We start from the raw sequence: 19,041 nt of genomic DNA on the forward strand, positions 1-19,041 counted from the left end.
TGAGTAATAAGCACCATGAGCATTTCCCTTCGCGACCAGTTGCTCAAAGCAGGGCTGGTCAACCAGAAGCAGGCCAAACAGGTCGGCAAAGAGAAGCAGAAACAGCAGCGTCTGGCCCACAAAGGCCAGATCGAACTCGATGACTCGCAGCAGCGGGCGGCTCAGGAAGCCATGGCCGAGAAGGTCAAGCGCGATCAGGAGCTGAACCGTCAGCAACAGGAGAAGGCCGAGGCCAAGGCTCGCGCTGCTCAGGTCAAACAGTTGATCGAAGTCTCGCGTCTGCCGAAGCTGACGACCGAGGACTACTACAACTTCGTCGACGACAAGAAGGTCAAGCGCATCTGCGTCAACACCCTGATGCGCAACAAGCTCAGCAGCGGTTCGCTGGCCATCGTCCACCACGCCGGCGGTTATGAAGTGATCCCGCGTGAGGCGGCCCTGAAGATCCAGGAGCGCGACCCACAGCGTATCGTGCAGATGAACGTGAAGACCGAAGAAGTCGCTGTCGAGGACGATCCGTACGCGGCCTATCAGATCCCGGACGATCTGATGTGGTAAGCCGTTAAAGGCTGCAACAACGACAAACCCCGCTCATGGCGGGGTTTGTCGTTTTCAATGCTGTCATTGCTTATGCGGATTGGAGCGCTCGTTGCTGCTCCAGTTTTTCCAGTTCGGCCTTGTAGCTGTGGGCATCGGTTTCGGAGTGGAACATCCCCACCAGCATGTCTTGTTGGTGAACGTCCCAGATCCGGATACCGGCGGCTACGCCTTCGTGGGACTTATGTGAATCGTCGCGTTCAGTTACTTTTACAGTCATCTGCTAGCTCCAATCTCTGTTATCTGCAGCAAGGCGTGTGCAGGACTCCGTTATATGTTTGGTTAGCCTGCTAAGTAAACGACTGGGTTTGGTAACGGACTTTTGCAAAAACAGAGAAAATCCTGCAGCCCTTGAAGCGCGCGGCATTCGGTCGCAGGCCGCTGAGTTTCATGACAAAAGCTTCATGTTCGCATTGAAGAAAATGTCTGGCTTCACACAAAACCTGTGGGAGTGAGCCTGCTCGCGATAGCGGTCTTATTCATACAGAAATGTTGAATGTGGTGCCGTCATCGCGAGCAGGCTCGCTCCCACAGGGATTGCGGTGTTCAATCTTTCAGGCACAAAAAAACGCCCCGAACCAGTCGGGGCGTTTTTGTGTGCAGCGTAGCGGGGGAGGTATTACTTACCGGCCCAGCGCTTCAGTACCAGCGTGGCATTGGTGCCGCCGAAGCCAAAGCTGTTGCTCATCACGGTGTTGATGGTGGCGTCTTCACGAGTCTTGGTCAGGATCGGCATGTCAGCCACTTCCGGGTCCAGTTCGTCGATGTTGGCGGAACCCGCCATGAAGTTGCCTTCCATCATCAGCAGGCAGTAGATCGCTTCGTGAACGCCGGCGGCGCCCAGGGAGTGACCCGACAGGCTCTTGGTGGAGCTGATGGCCGGAGCCTTGTCGCCGAACACTTCACGCACACCTTTCATTTCCATGACGTCGCCGACCGGAGTCGAAGTGCCGTGGGTGTTCAGGTAGTCGATCGGAGTGTCAACGGTGGCCATGGCCATCTGCATGCAACGGATGGCGCCTTCGCCGCTTGGGGCGACCATGTCGTAGCCGTCGGAGGTCGCGCCGTAGCCAACGATTTCCGCGTAGATCTTCGCGCCGCGGGCCAGAGCGTGTTCCAGCTCTTCGACCACGACCATGCCGCCACCGCCGGCGATGACGAAACCGTCACGCTTGGCGTCGTAGGCACGGGAAGCTTTTTCCGGGGTTTCGTTGTACTGGCTGGACAGTGCGCCCATGGCGTCGAACAGGAACGATTGGCTCCAGTGTTCTTCTTCACCGCCACCGGCGAACACGATGTCCTGCTTGCCCAACTGGATCTGCTCCACAGCGTTACCGATGCAGTGAGCACTGGTGGCGCACGCGGAGGAGATCGAGTAATTCACACCCTTGATCTTGAACGGCGTCGCCAGGCAAGCCGAAACGGTGCTGCCCATGGTCCGCGTGACGCGGTACGGGCCTACACGTTTGACGCCTTTTTCGCGCAGGATGTCCAGCGCTTCCATCTGGTTCAAGGTCGACGCGCCACCGGAACCGGCGATCAGGCCGGTACGCACGTTGGAAACCTGCTCATCGGTCAGACCGGAGTCGGCGATGGCGTCTTTCATGGCCAGGTAGGCGTAAGCCGCCGCGTGGCCGACGAAGCGATAGATCTTGCGATCGATCAGCTCTTCGAGGGGAAGGTCAATGGAGCCGGAAACCTGGCTACGCAGACCCATTTCAGCATATTCCGGGTTGAACCGGATGCCAGGGCGGCTTGCACGCAGGTTAGCGGAGACGGTCTCTTTGTCATTGCCCAGGCACGAAACGATGCCCAGACCAGTGATAACGACGCGGCGCATGCGGATAACCCTTAGAAGTTGTCAGTGGAGGTGAAAACGCCGACCCGAAGGGCTTCGGCGGTGTAGATCTCGCGGCCGTCGACGCTGACCGAACCATCGGCGATGGCCAGGTTCAGCTTGCCCTTCAGTACGCGCTTGATCTGAATGTTATAGGTTACTTTCTTGGCGGTCGGCAGAACCTGACCAAAGAATTTCACTTCGCCCGAACCCAGGGCGCGACCGCGGCCCGGCAGACCTTGCCAGCCGAGGAAGAAACCGACCAGTTGCCACATGGCGTCGAGGCCCAGGCAGCCTGGCATCACCGGATCGCCTTCGAAGTGACAGGCGAAGAACCACAGGTCCGGAGTGATATCCAGCTCGGCGACCAATTCACCCTTGCCGTACTTGCCACCCTCGGCGCTGATATGGGTGATGCGATCCACCATCAACATGTTCGGGGCGGGCAGTTGTGCGTTACCTGGGCCGAACAGCTCACCGCGACTGCAGCGCAGCAGGTCTTCCCGAGTAAAGGCGTTTTGTTGGGTCATGCGAGCTCCTCAATAGTCCCATGCGGCAGGTGGGGCAAATCTTCCCGGCCGATCGAGGCGTTCATGCCTCGAGTCAGCAGCCTACTCATAGACTATTGCGTTGTGGTGAAAGTCACAGCACCAAGGACATGAATGTACACTTGTGCACTGAAATTATTATTCAAGCCCCTTTTCGGGCCTGTTCGGGTGCCTAAGACTGCCGCACTTTCGCCTTTCACGCCAGTCGCAGATAGCCGAAAGGCCTGCACTACTGCACCCAGCGCTGCAGAATTTGCTGCAAATCTGTGCGTTTGAAGGGCTTGGCCAGGTAATCGTTCATTCCCGCCGATAAACAGGCTTCGCGGTCACCCTGCAAGGCGTTGGCGGTCAGCGCGATGATCGGCAAGTCTGTGCAGCCGGGTAATTGGCGAATCTGTCGGGTGGCCTCGTAGCCGTCGATGATCGGTAGCCGGCAGTCCATCAGAATCGCTTCGAAAATCAGACTCTCCGCACTGCGCACAGCCTGGGCGCCATCGGTGACGACGCTGACAGTAAAGCCCAGACTGCGCAACATTGCTTCGATGACCGTCTGATTGACCGGATTGTCTTCCACCAGCAACACGTTGCGCCCTTCGCCATCACCGCTGCCGGTCGGTATGCGCGGCACCAGCACGGGCAGCGTCTGTTTATAGAGCGCCAGCGGGATTTCCAGGGTGAACACCGAGCCGCGACCTTCCTCGCTCTGGGCGCGCAACGTGCCGCCCATGCGTTCAGCCAGCGTGCGAGCAATCGGCAGACCCAGCCCGGTGCCCCCGTAACGCCTCGAAATAGAACTGTCGGCCTGCTGGAAGGCGTTGAACATCAATTCCAGGCTTTCAGCCGAGATACCAATCCCGCTGTCGCGCACAGTGCAGGTGAACCACAGCAATTCATGATCCAGCGACTGCCATTGCGGTTCGATGCTGACGCAGCCCTGTTCGGTGAATTTCAGCGCATTGCCGATCAGGTTGACCAGGATCTGCCGGATCCGCGTCGGGTCGCCCTGCACCTGCAACGCGCGCATGTCGTCCGGAATCGACAGCGCCAGGTCGAGCCCGCGTTGCATGGCGCCGTGCGAGAACGACTGGGCGCAACTGCCGATCAGGTCTGCGAGGTTGAATGGAATGTGCTCCAGTTCCAGTTCCGAACGCTCGATGCGCGAGAAATCCAGAATGTCGTTGATGACTTTGAGCAGGTGTTCGGTGGACTCCGAGGCAAGCGCCGCGTATTCGACCTGCTCCTCGGTCATCTCGGTGGTTTCCAGCAGTTGCAGCATGCCCAGCACGCCATTCATCGGTGTGCGCAGTTCATGGCTCATCATCGCAAGGAAATCGGATTTGGCGTTGTTGGCCTTTTCCGCTTCCTCGCGAGTCTGAATCAACTGCGCCATTGCTTGATGCTGTTCGCGACTGGCTTGCTCGAGCCCGTTGGCGAGGTTGTTGATGTGTTGCGACAGCGCGCCCAGTTCAGTGTCGTCGACGATCGGCAGCGGCGTTTTGTAGTCGCCGTCCTGAATCGCCTTGACCGCGTTGCCGATGTCGCGGATCGGTTGCGACAGACTGCCGGCCAGTCGCCGGGCGAGCAGAAAAGTAAACAGCAGGGCGAACAGCGCCAGGATCCCGGCCTTGAGCAGGATTTCCTGCTGACGCTGGCTGAAGGCGTCGTTGGACAGGCCGACGATCACCCGACCCAGATAATCCTCGCTGGGCGTCGTGTTGGCGACGCGGCTGCCCTGCAGGAAATCATTGTGCAGCTGGATGCGTTGCAGCCGCACCGGGGCCTGGAACACTTCGACCTGGTGCGAGCGGTTGTGGGTTTCCGACGGTTGCTCGACGTACACCAGAATCCGGTTGGCGCTGTCCTGGACTTCCAGAAAGCGCACATTGGGCGTGGCCAGGGTAGCCTTGAGCAAACTGTCGAGCACCTCGTTGTTGCCCGAGATCACCCCGTATTCGGTGGCCGGTGCCAGTTGGTTGGCGATCAGTTGCCCGGTGTGATTGAGCTCCTGACGCAGGTCCTGGATCCGCACGAAGGTGAAGAAACTGATCAACAGCAACGTCAGTAACAGGGCAGGGCCGAGGCTGATGATTTGGGTGCGGGTGTTGATGTCCCAACGGCGACGGAAAGTCATGGGTGGCGTTCTCCTGCGGCCAGCTGTGTTGCGACAAACGCATCAGGCATCTGTTCTATACCTAATGAACGAGCCACCTGCGGGTTACTCAAGACTTTGAAATGTTGCGGGTAATGCGCGCGTGGCCATGTCGTTGGTGGTCGGTCGAGCAGCTCATTGAGAATCTCCAGCCAATCACTCTGATCGCTGTAGGTGCTGGCCAGGCTGCCAGCCTTGACGAATCCGGGATTGGGACCGATCAGCGCCATTTGCCGCGCGTAGCTGCTAAGCAGCAGGTTCTTCGCGGTTTTCGGGTTGTACAAATCGGGGTCGTCGAGGCCCAGCAACACGTCGCTGTTTTTCAGCAGAGTCTGCAATGGTCGGCTGTCATTGGTGTTGTCCCAACGCTGGGTAACCACCTCAAGGCCCAGGGAGTGGGCGGCCTGATGCAATTCTTCCAACAGGAATTCGCTGTGGCTGTCGAAGAGCACACCCACGCGTTTGGCATGGGGCAGGAGGAGCCGGGTCAGACGTAATTGCCGGTCCAGAGGCTGATCGCTCCAAAGCAGGCTGAGGTGTGAGGGCAGGGTGGTCCCCAGACGCTGGCGGGCTTGCAGGCGGCTGATGCGCAGGACCAACGTCGCCGGGCCTTGGGAGTCTTGCAGGCGCCAGTCGAGGCTTGGCAGGTCGAGCAGAATCAGACGGGTACCGGCGGGCAGTTTGCCTGGCTCCGGCAGGCTGGCCAGTGTCTGGAAGCGCACGCTGTCGTCAGGGCGCATCTCGTGCAGGGCCTGGACGAAGGATTGCGCGCCGGGGCTGTCCTCGGCGCCGGTCAGCAAAATGTCCGCGGCGCTGGCCGCCAGGCTGCTCAGCAGTCCGGCAAACACCAGGCACAGCCCGGCCAGCAGGCGGCCAAGGATTGGCGTCTTGCGTGACGGGCTATACCGCATCTTAGAACGCCAGCTCTGCGCTGAAGTAAAGCACCCGGCGCTCGTCGTAGTTATTGTCGACGAAGGTTGTGGGCTGACTGTCGAGGCGTTGCTGGAGCACGCCGGCCAGTTCCAGGCTGGCCTTGCCCAGGCCGATGCGTTTGGCGATGCGCGTGTCGACCCGTTCGAAGCGGTAGCCGTTCAGGGCATCGTCACCATAGTAGAAGAGCGCACTGTTCCAGCCGTGGCCCCAGTTGTGCAGCCACCCGGCGGAACCGCTGTTTCGGGCGGTCTGTTGGGCATCCTGCGGGTTGCTCGCCTCGGCATCGACGTAGGCATACGTCAGACGCAGGCGATCGGCGCTGCTGATTCTCCAGTCGAGCTGGGTTTCTGCCCCTTCGAGACGCGCGCTGTTTGAGTTGCTGGCGATGTACTGATTGTTGCGCAGCGGTTCGCTGATCATCCCGGTTATTTCGTCGTAGAACAGTTTCACATCGACCGCCAGCCCCACTTCGGCAAAGTAACCGTTATAGCCCAGCTCCCGAGAGCGCATGTATTCCTGTTCGAGGTTGCCGGGGCCACGGGTCTTGACGAAATAACGGGCACTGGACTGGCCATAGGCGCTGGGTCGCAGGTTCTTTACCTGATAGCTCCAGTTGACGTTGTTCTCGAACATGTCCGGCGAGCGGATGGCTTCCGAATACACCGCCCGCAGGCCATGGCGCGGGTTGATCAGGTAGTTGACTGCCACTCGAGGGGTGAGCGAACTGCCGATCAATTGCGTGTCTTCGAACATCGCACCGCCCTGCAGCAACCAATGCTCGGTGGCGCGCCACTCGAGCTGGCCGAACGCCCGCCAGGTGGTGTCGTCGAGGGTGCCATTGAAGTAGGTCTCGGAATCTGCCCGGTCGTAACGATAGTTCATGCCGCTGACCAGCCGCAGACTGTCGGACAGGCTGAGGGTGTCCTGTAATTCAAGGTCGTAGCGCGATTCCCGGGTGCTCTGGTCAATATCGCCACAGAGGGTTTGCCGGGCGCCGTTTCGCCATTGGTCGAGCACTTGATTGGCCAGTGCGCGCTGGGTCGGGTCACCTGCGGGCGCGCCGGGGCCGGTGTAGCGCTCCATGTTGCGTGCCAGGCGTTCGGTGTAATTCGGGTTGAGCTGCCAGAGTTCGGTCAACTGCGGGCTGAACGAAACTTCGGCATCGCAGGCACGCCAGGTCTGCTGACGATCCCAATGCTGCGCTGAGCCCTGGATGTAAAGGCTGTGATCGGGATTGATGTCGAGGTTCCAGCGCAGCGAGCCGGCGTAGTCCTTGGCGACGACGTCGGAATTGTTCCCGGCAGCGGTAATCCCCGAGAAGACCGGGCGGTAGGTATACGGCCGCTGGTTGCTCCCGTCCTTGGCATTCAATTGCCAGTCGATACTCTGGTTTTCAGTGAGCGTCTGACTGACGGCGAGGTTGAAGCGGTTCAAGCGGCGGCTGTCGCGGTAGTCGGCGCCATTGCGGTCCGAGTCGAAGCCGTCGTCTTGCTGGCCGGACAGTGACAGGCGCAGGTCGCCGCCGTCCCAGCCCACGCCCTGGCTGGCGTAAAAGTCGTCGATGCCGCGCTGCCCACGGGTGACTTTCATTCGCGTGCCGTGGCTGTCGGCCGGATTGCGCGTGATGATGTTGACCACCGCCATCAGCGCATTGGCGCCATAGCTGACGGTGTTCGGGCCACGGAAAACTTCGATGCGTTCGATGTCTTCCAGGGCCACTGGAATGTCGCTCCAGTCCACGGTGGCCAAGCCTGCGCGGTACACCGAGCGGCCGTCGATCAACACTTGCATGCGTCGCGCTTCGGTCGCATTGGTGCCGTGATAGTTCACCGCCGCCTGGTTGCCGTTGATGTTGCCGACCATCATTCCCGGCACCAGTCGCAGCAACTCACTGATGTCCCGGGCGCCGCTGGCGTTGATCAGTTCGCTGTCGATCACCGTCATGCTCCCGGGTACTGCGGCCGGCGACTGCTTGAGTCGCGTCGCGGTCAATACTTGCGGCAGCGGCTCGCTGTCGAGGAACAAGTCGTCGGCAAGCAATGGCGAGCTGAACATCAGCGCCAGTACCAGCGGCGAGCGAGGTGATGGGGAGCCAAACGACACAACACATCCTTGATAGCGAACAATTGGCGCGCATGTTAACCGAGCGCAATGACTTTTCCAGTCACGTTATGGGCATTTTCCTCGGTTTTCTTGGTCTTCTTCCTACAAGTGTCGGTAATTGATGCGGGGGCTGGCCGCCACTGGGCCGCTCCGTATAATGCCGACATCGCCACTGGTATGGATTAACGGATTGCATATGACTGAACAGCGCCCAATTGCGGTCCTGGGAGGCGGAAGTTTTGGTACCGCCGTGGCTAATCTGTTGGCCGAGAACGGGCATCAGGTCCGGCTGTGGATGCGTGACCCCGAGCAGGCTGAGGCCATACGGGTCAATCGCGAGAACCCGCGTTACCTCAAAGGCATCAAGATTCTGCCGGCCGTGGAAGCGGTCACCGACCTGCTGGCCACTCTGCAAGCCTGCGACTTGTGCTTCGTCGCACTGCCGTCCAGCGCGCTGCGCTCGGTATTGATGCCGCACGCCGAACGTTTGAACGGCAAATTGTTGGTTAGCCTGACCAAAGGCATCGAAGCCCACACCTTCAAACTGATGAGCGAAATCCTCGAAGAGATCGCCCCGCAAGCGCGCATCGGCGTGCTGTCCGGGCCGAACCTGGCCCGTGAAATCGCCGAACACGCGCTGACCGCCACGGTGATCGCCAGCGAAGACGAAGAACTCTGCCAGCGGGTCCAGGAAGCGCTGCACGGCAAGACCTTTCGCGTATACGCCAGCGCCGACCGCTATGGCGTGGAGCTGGGCGGGGCGTTGAAAAACGTCTACGCAATCATTGCCGGCATGGCCGTGGCGATGGGCATGGGCGAAAACACCAAAAGCATGCTGATCACCCGGGCGCTGGCGGAAATGACCCGCTTTGCGGTGAATCAGGGCGCCAACCCGATGACCTTCCTCGGTTTGGCGGGCGTCGGCGATTTGATCGTCACCTGCTCGTCGCCGAAAAGCCGTAACTACCAGGTCGGGTTCGCCCTCGGTCAGGGCTTGAGCCTGGAAGATGCAGTGACGCGCCTGGGCGAAGTCGCTGAAGGGGTCAACACCCTCAAGGTGCTCAAGACCAAGGCGCAGGAAGTGGGCGTTTACATGCCGCTGGTCGCCGGGCTGCATGCCATCCTGTTCGAAGGGCGCACGCTGGAGCAGGTGATCGGTCTATTGATGCGTGCCGAGCCGAAAACCGACGTCGATTTTATTTCCACCAGTGGTTTCAACTAAGCATCAGGGAGAGCGAGACATGAACGATCCGAAAACAGAGGACAAGTACGAATCCATCCTGCTGCGAGTGTTGTGGATGATCGTCTATGTGCTGGTCTGGCAAGTGGCGCAGTTCATCCTTGGCGCCGTGGTGCTGGTGCAGTTGATCTATCGTTTGATATATGGCGCCCCGAGCGCCAGCCTGATGAACTTCGGCGACAGCCTGAGCCAGTTCCTGGCGCAGATCGGTCGATTCGGCAGTTTCCACAGTGATCAGAAGCCGTGGCCGTTCGCCGACTGGCCGACGCCGCGTACACCGGAAGGTGAAGCGCCGCACACTGTGGCGCCGGCACCACACCCGGCCCGAGATGAGGAACCCAAGCTATGAAACTCTGGATACTGCGTCATGGGGAAGCCGAGCCACACGGCAAACGTCCTGATTCGGAACGGGCACTGACCGCCCATGGTCGTGAAGAAGTACTGCGCACTGCCGCCGAGTTGGCCGGCAAGCCGCTGACCGCGATCTACGCCAGTCCTTACCTGCGAGCGCAGGAGACCGCAGAAATTGTGCGTACAGCGCTGAATTTCGCGCCGGAGATTCGCACCGTCGACTGGCTGACCCCGGACAATCGCCCGCAAGCGGTGGCGGAGCAGTTGGTGTCTGTGGATCACGCGTTGCTGGTCAGTCATAACCCGCTGGTGGGCAACCTGTTGGGTTACTTGCAGCACGGCCATGTGCAAGACCCGGAAGCGGTGAAAACCGCCGGCCTTGCAGAACTTGAAGGTGATTTGCCGCTGGCCGGCGGGATGAAACTCAACGCCATCAAGCACCCGTAATCCTGTTTTTACAGGGGGAATGGTTTGCCCGAAACTTAAGAGCGACACCGATCAAATGTGGGAGCGGGCTTGCTCGCGAAAGCGATGTGTCAGGCAACATTGATATCGACTGACACACCCTCTTCGCGAGCAAGCCCGCTCCCACAGGTTCTACTTTGTGCCGGATTTTTATGTTTGAAATAGTCAACCGAGCAACTGCTTGGTTGGCTACGCTTGCTCCAGACCAAAAATAAAGGAGCGAGTCGCATGCCTGCTGCTTTTCGTTTGCCGCTGGATGTCTTCTACGAGCGCGAGGCCCGTCATCCCCGCCAGCGCTTTCTGGTCCAGCCCACGGGCGGCGGACAGGTCGAGACCCTGAGCTGGGCCGACGTCGGTCATCAGGCGCGCTGCGCTGCGCATTGGCTGCGCGCACGCGAACTGCCCCAAGGCAGTCACATCGCCCTGATCTCGAAAAACTGCGCCCACTGGATCATCGCCGACCTGGCGATCTGGATGGCGGGCCACGTGTCGGTGCCGCTCTACCCGAACCTTACCGCCGAGACCGTGGCCCAGGTCCTTGAACACTCCGAAGCGGTCCTGGTGTTCATCGGCAAACTCGATGACTGGCCCGGCATGTCTCGCGGGGTCAGCCCCGATCTGCCGACGATCAGCCTGCCGTTGCATCCGCCCGGTACTTTCGACTACAGCTGGGCCGACCTGCAAAACAGCTCACCGATCCAGGACGATCCCAAGCCGTCCGCCGACCAGTTGGCGACCATCATTTACACCTCCGGCACCACCGGCATGCCCAAAGGCGTGATGCACAGTTTCGCCAATCTGGGGTTTGCCACCACTCGCGGCACGCAGTTGTTTGGCTTGAATGAGTCGGATCGGTTGTTGTCCTACCTGCCGCTGTGCCATGTCGCCGAGCGGATGTTCGTCGAGCTGGCGTCGATCTACACCGGGCAAACGGTGTTTTTTGCCGAAAGCCTCGACACCTTCCTGGCCGATTTGCGCCGTGCACGACCGACCGCGCTGTTCGGTGTGCCGAGGATCTGGACCAAATTCCAGATGGGCGTGTACAGCAAAATCCCGGCAAAGCGCCTCGACTTCCTGCTCGGTCTGCCGATCATCGGCAAGCGGGTCGGCCACAAAGTCCTGGCCGGGCTCGGGCTGGATGCCTTGCGCATCGCCTTGTCCGGCGCCGCGCCAGTGCCGCAGACCTTGCTGCTGTGGTACCGCAAACTGGGGCTGGATGTGCTGGAGGTCTATGGCATGACCGAGAGTTGCGGCTATTCGCACGTTTGCCTGCCGGGCCAGAACAAACCCGGCTGGATCGGCAAGCCCTGCCCGGAGGTCGAGGTGCGGATCGCCGAGTCGGGCGAGGTCATGGTGCGTAGCGGCGCGACCATGCTCGGGTATTTCAAGGAGCCTGGGAAAACCGCCGAAACCATCACTGAGGACGGTTTCTTGCGCACTGGCGACAAGGGCGAGGAGGACGCCGAAGGCAACCTGCGCCTGACCGGTCGACTGAAGGAAATCTTCAAGACCAGCAAAGGCAAATACGTCGCCCCGGCACCGATCGAGAATCGTCTGGCGGAGCATTCGCGCATCGAGCAAGTGTGCGTGGTGGGCGATGGCCTGAGTGCGCCGCTGGGGTTGTGCGTGCTCTCGGCGGTCGGTCAGCAGGACGCCAGCGGAACGGCGCGGGCGGGCCTGCATTCAAGCCTGGAAAAACTGTTGGAGGAGGTCAACGGCGTTCTCGATAAACACGAGCGCTTGCATCGATTGGTGGTGGTCAAGGACAGCTGGGCGGTGGAGAACGGCTTTCTGACGCCGACCCTGAAGATCAAGCGCAACGTGATCGAAGCGGCTTACGGCGCCCGCTTCGAAGAATGGAGCGCGCGCAGCGAAGCGGTGCTGTGGCAGGATTGAGTCACGATTAACACCAACAAAGGATGTCAGCAATGAGCTTGTGGCGTACCCATCCCAACATTGAACAGTTGAACGCAATCCAGAAAAACACCATCGGCGAAGTGTTGGATATTCGCTTCGAAGCCTTCGACGACGAGTCCCTGACCGCGAGCATGGTCATCGACCATCGCACTCACCAGCCTTACGGCTTGCTGCACGGCGGCGCCTCGGTGGTGCTGGCCGAAACGGTCGGCTCGATGGCCAGTTACCTGTGCATCGACGCCAGCAAGTTTTACTGCGTGGGCCTGGAAATCAACGCCAACCATTTGCGCGGCTTGCGCAGCGGGCGGGTCACGGCGGTGGCCAAGCCGATTCACATTGGCCGCACGACGCATGTCTGGGATATCCGTTTGACCAGCGATGAGGGCAAGGCCAGTTGTGTGTCGCGGTTGACCATGGCGGTGGTGCCATTGGGTGAGAATCCGCCGGCGCGTTGAGAGTGTGTTTCTTCAATTAGATCCGCCCCCTCTCCCTAGGGGGCGAGGGGACTGACCGAGGTGTTCTTGGTGCTACATCGACCTGAAAGTCCGAGTCGAACTCCGGTCTTGAAAAGCCCCCGATCTGCTCCCTTTCCCCCTCTCCCCCGTGGGGAGAGGGCTGGGGTGAGGGGTGGATTCATCTGACACGCCATTCCCATGACCGGACTGTCATCATTCCTGGCACTTACGGTCATTGCTGTAGGACGTCGTCTTACGGACAATCAACCCTTGTTTTCGTTGATGGATCACCGGTATGTCGCAACAGATATTTTTCGCCCACGCCAACGGTTTTCCCTCAGGCACCTACGGCAAGTTGTTCGCGGCGCTGGCGCCCGAGTATCAGGTGACGCATCTGCAGCAGCACGCCCATGACCCGCGTTTTCCGGCGGACGACAACTGGTACAACCTGGTCGATGAGCTGATTCATCACCTCAAGCAGCAACCGGAACCGGTGTGGGGTGTCGGCCATTCCTTCGGTGGCGTGCTGCACCTGCACGCGGCGTTGCGGTGCCCCGAGCTCTATCGCGGCGTGGTGATGCTTGATTCACCGGTGCTGACCCGCGCTGATCAATGGGTGATCCGCGCCGCCAAACGCTTCGGTTTCATCGATCGCCTGACCCCGGCCGGCCGTACGTTGGGACGCCGGGAAGAGTTCACCGATCTGGACGCGGCCCGACTCTATTTCGCGGGCAAAACCCTGTTTCGCGGTTTCGACCCGGAATGCTTCGACGCTTACCTGCAACACGGCTTGCACAAGGTGGGCGACAGGCTGCGCCTGCGCTTCGACCCGGCCACGGAAATCAGTATCTACCGTGGTGTGCCGCACACCAGTCCCGGCCGCACACGGCAACTGAAAGTGCCGCTGGCGGTGGTTCGCGGGCACAAGAGCCGGGTGGTGATGCGTCATCACGCAAGCCTCGTGGGGCGCTTGCCGCTGGGCGAGTCCCTGACCATGCCTGGCGGCCACATGTTTCCCCTCGAACGTCCCCAGGACACGGCCACGCTGCTGAAGAACCTGCTCAGCCGTTGGGACGGTCGCCGCCAACAGGATTGCGCATGAGCAACGTCGTTGAAGAAGTTCGCCTGAGCCTGCCGCACATCGAGTTGGCAGCGCACTTGTTTGGCCCCGAAGACGGCCTGCCGGTGATCGCCTTGCATGGCTGGCTGGACAACGCCAACAGCTTCGCCCGGCTGGCGCCGAAGCTCAAAGGCTTGCGCATCATCGCGCTGGACATGGCCGGTCACGGTCATTCCGGGCATCGGCCGACCGGTGCCGGTTACGCGCTGTGGGACTACGCCCATGACGTGCTGCAAGTGGCCGAGCAATTGGGCTGGAAGCGCTTTGGGCTGCTGGGGCATTCCATGGGCGCGATCGTTTCGCTGGTGCTGGCCGGTTCGTTGCCGGAACGCGTGACCCATCTGGCATTGATCGACGGGGTCATTCCTCCTACAGACAAGGGCGAAAACGCTGCCGAACGGATGGGCATGGCCCTGCAAGCGCAGCTGGATTTGCGGGAGAAGCGCAAACCGGTCTACAACACCCTCGACCGGGCCATCGAGGCGCGCATGAAAGGCTTGGTCGCTGTCAGTCGCGAAGCCGCAGAACTGCTGGCTCAGCGTGGATTGATGCCCGTGCCGGGCGGTTATACCTGGCGCACCGATAACCGCCTGACCTTACCGTCGCCGCTGCGTCTGACCTCAGAACAGACGATGGCCTTCGTCCAGCGAGTCAGTTGTCCTGCAAAACTGGTGGTGGCTGCCGACGGCATGCTCGCCAAACATCCCGAGTTGCTGGAGCGTCTACCCTTTAGCCGTGAACAGCTGCCTGGCGGTCATCATTTGCACCTGAATGACGAACCCGGTGCCGACCTTGTCGCAGACTGTTTCAATCGGTTCTTCGCTGTTCCTTGACTTGCGCCGGGCAACTGTCGAGGCTGGGCGGGTTGAAATGGGAGACAACCATGATAGATCTCTACACCGCTGCGACCCCGAATGGCCACAAGGTCTCTATCGTGCTCGAGGAACTCGGCCTGCCCTACACGGTGCACGCCTTGAGTTTCGACAAAAAGGAACAGAAGTCCGAGGGCTTCCTCAAGATCAATCCCAATGGCCGGATCCCGGCGATTGTCGACCGCGCCAACGGCGATTTCGCTGTGTTTGAATCCGGCGCGATCCTGATTTACCTGGCTGAATTGAGCGGCAAACTGCTGCCAAAAGACCCCAAGGGGCGCTCGGTGGTCCTGCAATGGCTGATGTTCCAGATGGGTGGAATCGGCCCGATGCAAGGCCAGGCCAACGTGTTTTTCCGTTATTTCCCGGAGAAGCTCCAGGGCGCCATCGATCGCTATCAACATGAAACCCGCCGCCTCTATGAAGTGCTCGACACGCGTCTGCAAGCCGTGGAGTTTCTGGCCGGTGAATACAGCATTGCCGACATCGCCACTTATCCGTGGGTCCGTGGCCATGAGTGGTCGGGTGTCGCGGTGGACGGTTTGCCGGCCCTGCAGCGCTGGATGGCAACCATGGAGGCGCGTCCGGCGGTACAGCGCGGTTTGCTGGTGCCTGAGCGCATCGATGACGCCAGTATCATCAAGGGTGCCCAGGCCATGCTGATCCGATGAGTCTATCCATGCGTTCATTCAGTCTGCTGGCGCTGTGTTGTTTCAGTCCGCTGTTATTTGCCGCCGATGTCCCGGGCAGCCATGACTTGCCGATCGTGCCGCGTATGGCCGATGCGCAGATCGTTGACTATCGTCCGGTCGCCGAACTTGAGCGGATCTATCCATTGGGTTCGATCCGCAAAATCAGCGGCCAGTTGCGCTTCGACGGCCAGGTCGCTGCCCGAGGGCAAACCACGTCGGTAACCTACGAGTTGCCACCGGAGCATTCCTCCACCGAGGCCTTCACCGCTGCTCGTGAAGCCTTGCAGAAGCAGGAGGCCCAGTTGCTGTTCTGGTGCCAGGCCCGTGATTGCGGCGAAAGCAGCCTGTGGGCCAATGATGTCTTCGGCAATGCCAAGCTTTATGGCGCAGATGATCAGCAAGCGTTTTTGCTGTTGCGTCTGGCGGCCCCTCAGGACAACACGCTGGTGGCGCTTTACAGCATCACGCGCGGCAATCGCAAAGCTTATCTGCACGTCGAACAGTTTGACGCCGCCGCGCCGCTGGGTGATTTGCTGCCGACTTCTGCAACCTTGCTTCGAGAGCTCAAAAGCACCGGTGAACTCGATTTCCCCAAACTGACCGGCGATCCTGACGAGTCCTGGCTGCGCCTGATCTCTCGTGGGCTGAATCTGGACACCACGTTGCGGGTCAGTGTTTCCGGGCCGAAGGCCGAAGCCTGGCGTCAGGCACTGATCGGGCAGGGTGTGCGTACCGCCAGGATGGAAGCCGGCAGCATCGACGGCGCTGGTTTGCACATCGAACTGTTGCGGTAAGCTTTATCAGGCGAACGTACACGCTGCGTTCGCCTACTCTTTTGCGGACTGATTTTTTCGAGATTTAGATGATCAATAACGATCGGCTGTTGGTGCAGATCCTGCTCCTGGTGCTGTTTGGCGCGAGCTTCTGGGTGATGGCGCCGTTCTGGTCGGCGCTGTTCTGGGGCGCGGTGCTGGCGTTTGCCAGTTGGCCGCTGATGCGTTTGCTGACTCGCTTGTTCAAAGGTCGCGAATCTCTGGCGGCCGCAGTACTGACGCTGGGCTGGATGTTGCTGGTGGCGTTGCCGTTGGTCTGGCTGGGGTTCAACCTCGCGGACCATGTGCGCGATGCCACGGCGTTCATCAAGGATGTGCAGGTCGACGGGCTGCCGGAAGCGCCGATCTGGCTGGGCAGTATTCCCTTGGTGGGCGAGCGGCTGGTGGGGGTCTGGAACAGCATCGATCAGCAGGGCGCGGCAATGATGCTGGCGGTCAAACCTTATCTGGGTCAGGTCGGCAATTGGTTGCTGGCGCGCAGTGCGCAGATTGGCGGCGGGATACTTGAGCTGACGTTGAGTATCGTCTTCGTGTTCTTTTTCTACCGTGACGGGCCGCGTCTGGCGGCGTTTGTTCACGGGTTGCTGGAACGTCTGATCGGTGAGCGTGCCGGGTATTACATTGAGTTGGTGGCGGGCACGGTGCAGCGGGTGGTGAACGGCGTGATCGGGACGGCAGCGGCCCAGGCGGTTCTGGCGTTGATCGGGTTTTTGATTGCCGGGGTACCCGGGGCGCTGGTGCTGGGGATCGTCACGTTTTTGTTGAGCCTGATTCCGATGGGACCGCCGCTGGTGTGGATTCCGGCCACGGCCTGGCTGGCCTGGAAGGGCGAGTACGGGATGGCGGTGTTTCTCGGGATTTGGGGGATGTTCATCATCAGTGGCGTCGACAACGTGCTCAAACCGTACCTGATCAGCCGGGGCGGGAATTTGCCGTTGGTGATTGTCCTGCTCGGGGTGTTTGGCGGGCTGATTGCCTTCGGGTTTATCGGCTTGTTCATCGGCCCGACGTTGTTGGCGGTGGCCTACAGCCTGCTGAACGACTGGAGCAAGAGTCAGGCCCGGGTTGAGGATCGCCGGCCCTGAGATTGATCGTTCCCTCGCTCTGCGTGGGAATGCCGCATGGGACGCTCCGCGTTCCGCTTCGGGATGTGACGCAGAGCGTCACGGGATGCATTCCCACGCAGAGCGTGGGAACGATCAACCTGTAGGAGCAAGGCTTGCCCGCGAAGCTTTTGATTTAAGTGGCCTCGTTCAGGTACTTGCCTACGGTCGCCACGTTGTCGAGCGAGTACTGCTTGCTCAGGTTGGCAATCATTTTATTCAGGGCTTCGGTCACGTTCGACTGATCGGTGGAACTGTCGGTGTTTCGCTCGCGGCCGGCTTGCAACGCAGCGTTCAACTCGTCGCTGCTGACGCCGCCACTGCTGTCGCTATCCAGCACTTTGAGCAACGCGGCGCTGGTGTCGGTGCTGGTCGATGAGGTGCTGCTGGTCTGCAACGCGCTGGTCAGCTCGGTGACGCTGACACTGCCGTCGCTGTCCGCATCGAGCTGGCTAAACAGTTCTTCGCTGGACATTTGTTGAGGTGGCGGCGGCGGAGGGGCCATCGCGGCCATTTCTTCACTGCTCAGGCTGCCGCTTTCGTCGCTGTCCAGGTCAGCGAAGTTCTTGCTCAGGCTGACCAGCAGACCGTCGTCGGTTTTCTGCGACAGAGCGCTCTTGAGTTCATCCTGATCCACCGCGCCATCGCTGTTGCTGTCGAGTTTGGCGAGCAGATCTTTCTGAAATTGTTGACTACGGGCGGAGCTGGTTGCGGTGCTGCTGGTGCTGGTATAGCTCGTATAACTGCTGACGCTACCGATCATTGCGCTCACTCCTTGGAATGGATAACCGGTGGGTGCACCGGTTTATGCAGCCTCAAGGGGCAAGTTGTCGTGGGTATGTGAAGTTTGTACCGAACGGTACACAGAACACACGGATCTGCTACACGGATCGAGGTAGTTGGATAACAGCGGTCAATCCGCCGCCGGGTGTTTCTTCCAGGCTCAACTGTCCACCCAGGCGTTCGGCCGCCTCGCGGGCGATGGTCATGCCCAGCCCGACGCCACCGGAGTTGCGGTTGCGCGATCCTTCCAGGCGAAAGAATGGCTCGAACACGGCTTCACGTTTATCCGCCGCAATCCCCGGCCCATGGTCGATGACCCGGATCACCAGGGTTTCGCGCGTGTCGTCGAGCGTAATCAGTGCCTGCCCGGCATAACGCAGGGCATTGTCCAGCAGGTTGTTGATGCACGAACGCAAGGCCATCGGCTGCACTTGCAACGGTGCGCAGTGGCCGCTGGTCAGAACATCGGCGCCCTGGTCCTGGGCGTTTTCACTCAGGGATTCGACCAGCGCCTGCACGTCCATCCATTGCAGGGCCTCACTGGTGCGCTGCTCGTGCAGGTAGGTGAGCGTGGCGTCGAGCATGCCGATCATGTCGTCCAGATCCTGACGCATCTGGCCTTGCAATTTGTTGTCGTCGATCTGCTCCAGTCGCAGCTTGAGCCGCGACAGCGGCGTGCGCAGGTCGTGGGAGACGGCGCCAAGCATCCGCGAGCGTTGTTGCACTTGTTCACGAATGCGTTGCTGCATCTTGTTGAAGGTGTGTGCCGCTTGCCGTGCTTCCCGTGGGCCGGACTCATCCAGAGGCGGGCTGTCGAGGTTTTCGCTCAGTCGCTCGGCAGCATCGCTCAGTCGCTGGATCGGCCGGCTCAGCAGTTTGGCACCGTACCAGGCGGCGATGATCAGCGAGACCAGCTGAAAGGTCAGCGGCACCAAGGGGCCGCCGAACCACGGCCGCGGTGGCCGACTTGCGAAGCGCGGGTCCATCGGCGGGCGCTGTCCGTCGAATTTTTCGGAAAACCCCGGCGGCGGCGGGGGCGGCGG

The 19,041-nt window shown here is 60.5% G+C and carries 19 protein-coding genes; 11 read left to right on the forward strand and 8 right to left on the reverse strand.

What is annotated here, in order from left to right; genetic code table 11:
• Positions 1 to 15 precede the first annotated feature (15 nt).
• Positions 16 to 558, forward strand: a complete 543-nt coding sequence (locus KGB03_RS24290) for a DUF2058 domain-containing protein (protein WP_111451715.1) — start codon at positions 16 to 18, stop codon at positions 556 to 558.
• A 70-nt stretch (positions 559 to 628) separates the two neighbouring features.
• On the opposite strand, the gene KGB03_RS24295 is transcribed toward KGB03_RS24290, so the two are convergent.
• The 6 genes from KGB03_RS24295 to KGB03_RS24320 form a co-directional block, all read right to left on the reverse strand.
• Positions 629 to 817 (reverse strand): hypothetical protein, encoded by a 189-nt coding sequence (locus KGB03_RS24295; protein ID WP_008148017.1) that lies wholly within the window; start codon positions 815 to 817, stop codon positions 629 to 631.
• Positions 818 to 1,216: 399 nt separating this feature from the next.
• Positions 1,217 to 2,437 (reverse strand): beta-ketoacyl-ACP synthase I, encoded by a 1,221-nt coding sequence (fabB, locus tag KGB03_RS24300; RefSeq protein WP_192411046.1) that lies wholly within the window; start codon positions 2,435 to 2,437, stop codon positions 1,217 to 1,219.
• A gap of 11 nt (positions 2,438 to 2,448) precedes the next feature.
• Positions 2,449 to 2,964 (reverse strand): 3-hydroxyacyl-[acyl-carrier-protein] dehydratase FabA, encoded by a 516-nt coding sequence (gene fabA, locus KGB03_RS24305; protein ID WP_111451717.1) that lies wholly within the window; start codon positions 2,962 to 2,964, stop codon positions 2,449 to 2,451.
• Between the two features lie 247 nt (positions 2,965 to 3,211).
• Positions 3,212 to 5,113, reverse strand: a complete 1,902-nt coding sequence (locus tag KGB03_RS24310) for an ATP-binding protein (protein ID WP_111451718.1) — start codon at positions 5,111 to 5,113, stop codon at positions 3,212 to 3,214.
• Positions 5,110 to 6,042 carry an ABC transporter substrate-binding protein gene (locus KGB03_RS24315; protein ID WP_111451719.1) on the reverse strand — a complete coding sequence of 311 codons (933 nt, stop codon included), beginning with the start codon at positions 6,040 to 6,042 and terminating at the stop codon, positions 5,110 to 5,112. Before KGB03_RS24315 ends, KGB03_RS24310 begins: the two co-directional genes overlap by 4 nt.
• A 1-nt stretch (position 6,043) precedes the next feature.
• The gene (locus KGB03_RS24320; protein WP_223529532.1) at positions 6,044 to 8,167 is read right to left on the reverse strand and encodes a TonB-dependent receptor plug domain-containing protein; all 2,124 of its coding nucleotides are present in this window, start codon (positions 8,165 to 8,167) and stop codon (positions 6,044 to 6,046) included.
• 196 nt (positions 8,168 to 8,363) lie between these two features.
• Between KGB03_RS24320 and KGB03_RS24325 the strand changes: the two genes are divergently transcribed.
• The 10 genes from KGB03_RS24325 to KGB03_RS24370 all read left to right on the forward strand — a co-directional run bounded on the left by KGB03_RS24325 (position 8,364) and on the right by KGB03_RS24370 (position 17,197).
• Complete coding sequence (locus tag KGB03_RS24325; protein ID WP_223529534.1) at positions 8,364 to 9,389, forward strand: NAD(P)H-dependent glycerol-3-phosphate dehydrogenase; 1,026 nt, start codon at positions 8,364 to 8,366, stop codon at positions 9,387 to 9,389.
• A 19-nt stretch (positions 9,390 to 9,408) separates the two neighbouring features.
• Positions 9,409 to 9,756 (forward strand): DUF4389 domain-containing protein, encoded by a 348-nt coding sequence (locus KGB03_RS24330; RefSeq protein ID WP_008148033.1) that lies wholly within the window; start codon positions 9,409 to 9,411, stop codon positions 9,754 to 9,756.
• The gene (sixA, locus tag KGB03_RS24335; RefSeq protein ID WP_008148035.1) at positions 9,753 to 10,205 is read left to right on the forward strand and encodes a phosphohistidine phosphatase SixA; all 453 of its coding nucleotides are present in this window, start codon (positions 9,753 to 9,755) and stop codon (positions 10,203 to 10,205) included. Before KGB03_RS24330 ends, sixA begins: the two co-directional genes overlap by 4 nt.
• Positions 10,206 to 10,451: 246 nt before the next feature.
• The gene (locus KGB03_RS24340) at positions 10,452 to 12,119 is read left to right on the forward strand and encodes an AMP-binding protein (RefSeq protein ID WP_223529536.1); all 1,668 of its coding nucleotides are present in this window, start codon (positions 10,452 to 10,454) and stop codon (positions 12,117 to 12,119) included.
• Positions 12,120 to 12,151: 32 nt separating this feature from the next.
• Complete coding sequence (locus tag KGB03_RS24345; RefSeq protein WP_056743253.1) at positions 12,152 to 12,595, forward strand: hotdog fold thioesterase; 444 nt, start codon at positions 12,152 to 12,154, stop codon at positions 12,593 to 12,595.
• A gap of 295 nt (positions 12,596 to 12,890) precedes the next feature.
• Entirely contained in the window at positions 12,891 to 13,697 is an 807-nt protein-coding gene (locus KGB03_RS24350; protein ID WP_008148042.1) for an alpha/beta fold hydrolase, read from the forward strand.
• Positions 13,694 to 14,548 (forward strand): alpha/beta hydrolase, encoded by an 855-nt coding sequence (locus tag KGB03_RS24355; protein ID WP_223529538.1) that lies wholly within the window; start codon positions 13,694 to 13,696, stop codon positions 14,546 to 14,548. The genes KGB03_RS24350 and KGB03_RS24355 overlap by 4 nt, the downstream gene beginning before the upstream one ends.
• A gap of 50 nt (positions 14,549 to 14,598) precedes the next feature.
• Positions 14,599 to 15,258 (forward strand): glutathione S-transferase family protein, encoded by a 660-nt coding sequence (locus tag KGB03_RS24360; RefSeq protein ID WP_008148047.1) that lies wholly within the window; start codon positions 14,599 to 14,601, stop codon positions 15,256 to 15,258.
• An 8-nt stretch (positions 15,259 to 15,266) separates the two neighbouring features.
• Positions 15,267 to 16,073, forward strand: coding sequence for a DUF4892 domain-containing protein (locus KGB03_RS24365; protein WP_111451727.1), 807 nt, complete (start codon positions 15,267 to 15,269; stop codon positions 16,071 to 16,073).
• A gap of 68 nt (positions 16,074 to 16,141) precedes the next feature.
• Complete coding sequence (locus tag KGB03_RS24370; protein ID WP_223529544.1) at positions 16,142 to 17,197, forward strand: AI-2E family transporter; 1,056 nt, start codon at positions 16,142 to 16,144, stop codon at positions 17,195 to 17,197.
• Positions 17,198 to 17,351: 154 nt separating this feature from the next.
• On the opposite strand, the gene xopAW is transcribed toward KGB03_RS24370, so the two are convergent.
• Complete coding sequence (xopAW, locus tag KGB03_RS24375; protein WP_223529546.1) at positions 17,352 to 17,978, reverse strand: XopAW family type III secretion system calcium-binding effector; 627 nt, start codon at positions 17,976 to 17,978, stop codon at positions 17,352 to 17,354.
• 118 nt (positions 17,979 to 18,096) lie between these two features.
• The coding region (locus KGB03_RS24380) for a sensor histidine kinase (RefSeq protein ID WP_223529548.1) at positions 18,097 to 19,041 on the reverse strand (945 nt) is incomplete at its 5' end.

It is taken from the genome of Pseudomonas sp. BF-B-26 (genome assembly GCF_019956495.1).
GTDB lineage: Bacteria > Pseudomonadota > Gammaproteobacteria > Pseudomonadales > Pseudomonadaceae > Aquipseudomonas.